General features: G+C 63.4%; 5 protein-coding genes. 1 reads left to right on the plus strand and 4 read right to left on the minus strand.

Going from position 1 to position 3,767, the window contains the following annotated elements; all coding sequences use genetic code 11:
* Nucleotides 1-577: ATP-dependent DNA ligase (locus tag EJK15_RS68120; RefSeq protein ID WP_476739215.1), on the minus strand; the 577-nt coding region annotated here is incomplete at its 3' end.
* An 80-nt stretch (nt 578-657) separates the two neighbouring features.
* On the opposite strand from EJK15_RS68120, the gene ku reads away from it, so the two are divergent.
* Complete coding sequence (gene ku / locus EJK15_RS68125; protein ID WP_138720744.1) at nt 658-1,527, plus strand: non-homologous end joining protein Ku; 870 nt, start codon at nt 658-660, stop codon at nt 1,525-1,527.
* A gap of 224 nt (nt 1,528-1,751) precedes the next feature.
* On the opposite strand, the gene EJK15_RS68130 is transcribed toward ku, so the two are convergent.
* The 3 genes from EJK15_RS68130 to EJK15_RS68140 form a co-directional block, all read right to left on the minus strand.
* The gene (locus EJK15_RS68130) at nt 1,752-2,072 is read right to left on the minus strand and encodes a hypothetical protein (RefSeq protein WP_138720745.1); all 321 of its coding nucleotides are present in this window, start codon (nt 2,070-2,072) and stop codon (nt 1,752-1,754) included.
* 510 nt (nt 2,073-2,582) lie between these two features.
* Nucleotides 2,583-2,897 (minus strand): hypothetical protein, encoded by a 315-nt coding sequence (locus tag EJK15_RS68135; protein ID WP_138720746.1) that lies wholly within the window; start codon nt 2,895-2,897, stop codon nt 2,583-2,585.
* 512 nt (nt 2,898-3,409) lie between these two features.
* Nucleotides 3,410-3,724: a hypothetical protein gene (locus EJK15_RS68140; RefSeq protein WP_138720747.1), complete on the minus strand. Its 315-nt coding sequence runs from the start codon at nt 3,722-3,724 to the stop codon at nt 3,410-3,412.
* Between the last annotated feature and the right edge of the window lie 43 nt (nt 3,725-3,767).

Below are 3,767 nucleotides of genomic sequence, written 5' to 3' on the forward strand. Positions count from 1 at the left end.
CCTTGCCCGGTTTCCAGCCGCCGATCACGACCTCCCTGGTGCTCAGGTTCTTCACCTTGATCCACCACGGCGACCGGGTGCCCGGCCGGTAAGGGGAGTCGAGCCGCTTGGCGATCACGCCCTCCAGTCCCTGCTCGTGGGTGGCGGAGAGCAGGTCGGAGTCCCCGGGGAAGTACGGCGGCGCGCCGATGTCCAGCTCGTCGAGGAGCGCCCGCCGATCGCGGTACGGCAGGTCGAACAGCGGTATCCCGTCGAGGTAGAGCAGGTCGAACGGCATGTACGTGACCGGGTACAGCTCCAGCATGACCGGCTCGGGGTCGGTCAGGTGCATCCGGTGCTGCAGCCGTAGGAAACTGGGCCGCCCGCGGGGGTCGAGCGCCACGACCTCGCCGTCGATGATCGCGTTCTTGACCCCGAACCCCGAAATTTCCGGATACCGCCGCGTGTACTCGACCCCGTGCCGCCCGGTCACCCTCAGCCCGCCGTCAAGGTGCACGATGGCGCGGATGCCATCCCACTTGACCTCCAGGCCGTACCGCTCGCGATCGGAGGGTAGTTCCCCAGGTACGGCAAGCATTGGTTCAATCGGGTATGGCATTGGTTGCCCCATGCCGGGTATGTGCCCATTGCCAAGCCGTTGAGAGCGGAGGAGTGACCATGCGCAGCATCTGGAAAGGTGCGATCTCCTTTGGCCTGGTCACCATCCCGGTCAAGCTCTACTCCGCGACCGAGCAGAAGGACGTGTCGTTCCACCAGGTGCACCGCGAGGACGGCGGCCGCATCCGCTACAAGCGCGTGTGCACGCTCGACGGCGAGGAGATCCCCTACGCCGACATCGCCAAGGGCTACGAGCTGGCCACGGGCGAGATGGTGGTGCTCACCGACGAGGACTTCGAGGACCTGCCGCTGAGCACGTCCCGCAGGATCGACGTCCTCCAGTTCGCCCCGGCCGAACAGATCGACCCCATCTACTTCGCCAAGTCGTACTTTCTGGAACCCGACGCGCAGGGGGCGAAGCCGTACGTGCTGCTGCGCAACGCCCTGGAGAGCTCGGGCCAGGTGGCGGTGGTGAAGGTGGCTCTGCGCCAGCGCGAGTCCCTGGCCACGCTGCGGGTCCGGGACGGCGTCTTCGTGCTGGAGACGATGCTCTGGCCGGATGAGATCCGCACCCCCGACTTCGCCTTCCTGGAGGAGGACATCGAGGTACGGGCCCAGGAACTCCAGATGGCCGAGTCGCTGATCAGCACGATGGAGTCCGACTTCGACCCGAGCGAATACCACGACACCTACCGTGAGGCGCTGCAGCAGGTCATCGAGGCGAAGGTGGCGGGCAAGGAGGTCATCGCACCGCCGGAGGAAGAGGAAGCGGGCCCGGCCGTGGACCTCATGGCGGCACTGCGGGCCAGCGTCGAGGCTGCGAAGCGCGAACGAGAAGGCGAACCGGCGAAACCCAAGAAGGCCGCGTCGAGCAAGTCCAAGGAAGAAGAAAAGGCCCCACCCAAACGCAAAGCCCGCAAATCCGCCTAAGGGTGGTCGCTGCCGGCGAGCCGCGGATGCCGCGGATGCAGTGGTGCCCGATGGATCCGAGTGCCTGTGCCCCGTGGCGGCCCATCGCTCAGCGGAGCGGGTGACGCCTCTTCGGGGCACAGGCACTCTGCCGCGGTTCATGCCGATCGGGGTGCGGTGGTACGACCCGCCTTTCGACCGTTCAGCACGCTGCTGCTGTAGAGCGCTCCAGGATCACTCCAGGATCAGTCCTCGTCGTCACCCGCGAGCAGAGACGAGAGGAGGCCGTTCGGCGAGTCGAACTGGTCCTGGTCCTGATCCTGGTCCTGGTCCTGGTACAGCTTCTGGTGCTGGCTCTGGTGGTTGTTGTTGTGGATCCAGATGCGGAGCTTCTGCCTGTTGCGGTGGTGATCGTGACTCACGAAGCCATTGGCCGTCGAGGTGACCGCGGAGGCCGTGGTGGCGTCGGCGGTCGAGGCGGTGGTCAGCGCGCCCAGGCTGACGACAGCGCCGGTCATGGCGGTGCTGATTGCGAGACCTGCGATGACACTCTTGAACTTGGGCATTGAATTTCCCCCCAAAGGTTCTGTTGCCCCTGTTCTCAATATTTTCCGGACTATTTGGAAAATATCGCAGGATGGTGTCTAATGCGCCATCCGTACGGTTTATCTCCGGGACGAGTGTCGCGTAAACGGGCTTCCGGGTATTTTGCTCTACTTAAGCACTCTTCGTCACTTTACTTGAGCATCTACGAAATGAGATGATTTGTCCGTATTTCTCAAGATTGGCGGTGAAGCGAAGGCCTGAAAAACGATAAATGCGCTCTCGGCAGCGGACAGCCGAGAGCGCATGTCGGGGTGACTTGGATCCGATGGAGAAACGTCCTTGAGCGCCTCTACCAGTCACGGGTGTCGGCGAAACGGAGTGCCTGTGTTCCGCGTCGGCTCATCGCTTCGGCGAAGCGGTGACGCCTCTGCGGGACACAGGCGCTCTGCCGCGGTTCACGACGACCGGGATGAGGTCGCATGACCGCCACTCGACCGTTCAACGCGCTCCTGCGGAGCGCTTCATGGTGGTCAGGTGCCCGGCACCGGCGGGTACGGCGTCTCCGTGTTGAACTTGAACTGGAACTGGTCCTGGTCCTGGTCCTGGTCCTGACGCTCGGCCTGGTTCTGGTGCTGCTTGTTGTTGTTGTGGATCCAGATGCGGACCTTTTGCTTGTTGCGGTGGCGGTGGTGGTTCTTGCCCCAGCCCCAACCCCCGCCGTGTCCGGCGGTGTAGCCGGTGCTGGGCGCGGCGTTGGCGGTCGTGGAGGTGGCCAGTGCGACGACGGCGCCGGTCATCGCGGTGGTGGTTGCGAGAGCCGCGATGGCAGTCTTGAACTTGGGCATTGAATTTCCCCCCAAAGGTTCTGTTGCCCCTGTTCTCAATATTTTCCGGACTGGTTGGAAAATATCGCGGATGGTAGCTAATGCGCCATCCGTGTGGTGTTATTTCCGGGGCGAGTGTCGTGTAAACGAGCTTCGTGGCGTTTTGCTCTACCCTAACGCTTTCGTCGCTCTTCTTGAGTGCTTTGCGAAAGGAGATGATTTGTTCGTAAAGCTCTTCCGGCGCGCGGTGAAGTGAAGACCTGGAAACGAATGCATGCGCCCTCGGTGGCGAAATTTCGAGAGCGCGCATGTCGGAGTGACGCGGATCCTACGGAGAAACGTCCTTGAGCGCCTCTCCCGGTAGTGGTGCCGTTGAACGGAGTGCCTGTGTTCCGCGTCGGCTCATCGCTTCGGCGAAGCGGTGACGCCTCTGCGGGACACAGGCACTCTGCCGCGGTTCACGACGACCGGGATGAGGCCGCATGACCGCCACTCGACCGTTCAACGCGCTCCTGCGGAGCGCTTCATGATGGTCAGCCGCCCGGCACCGGCGGGTACGGCGTCTCCGTGTTGAACTTGAACTGGAACTGGTCCTGGTCCTGGTCCTGGTCCTGGCGCTCGGCCTGGTTCTGGTGCTGCTGGTTGTTGTTGTGGATCCAGATGCGGACCTTCTGCTTGTTGCGGTGGCGGTGGTGGCTCTTGCCCCAGCCCCAACCCCCGCCGTGTCCGGCGGTGTAGCCGGTGCTGGGCGCGGCGTTGGCGGTCGTGGAGGTGGCCAGTGCGACGACGGCGCCGGTCATCGCGGTGGTGGTTGCGAGAGCCGCGATGGCAGTCTTGAACTTGGGCATTGAATTTCCCCCCAAAGGTTCTGTTGCCCCTGTTCTCAATATT

Source organism: Nonomuraea basaltis (assembly GCF_005893125.1).
Taxonomy (GTDB): domain Bacteria; phylum Actinomycetota; class Actinomycetes; order Streptosporangiales; family Streptosporangiaceae; genus Nonomuraea; species Nonomuraea basaltis.

Excerpts from the sequence above, each read along its gene's own strand:
- ku (WP_138720744.1), top strand. The coding sequence starts at position 658 with ATGCGCAGCATCTGGAAAGGTGCGATCTCCTTTGGCCTGGTCACCATC.
- EJK15_RS68140 (WP_138720747.1), bottom strand. The coding sequence starts at position 3,724 with ATGCCCAAGTTCAAGACTGCCATCGCGGCTCTCGCAACCACCACCGCG.
- EJK15_RS68135 (WP_138720746.1), bottom strand. The coding sequence starts at position 2,897 with ATGCCCAAGTTCAAGACTGCCATCGCGGCTCTCGCAACCACCACCGCG.
- EJK15_RS68130 (WP_138720745.1), bottom strand. The coding sequence starts at position 2,072 with ATGCCCAAGTTCAAGAGTGTCATCGCAGGTCTCGCAATCAGCACCGCC.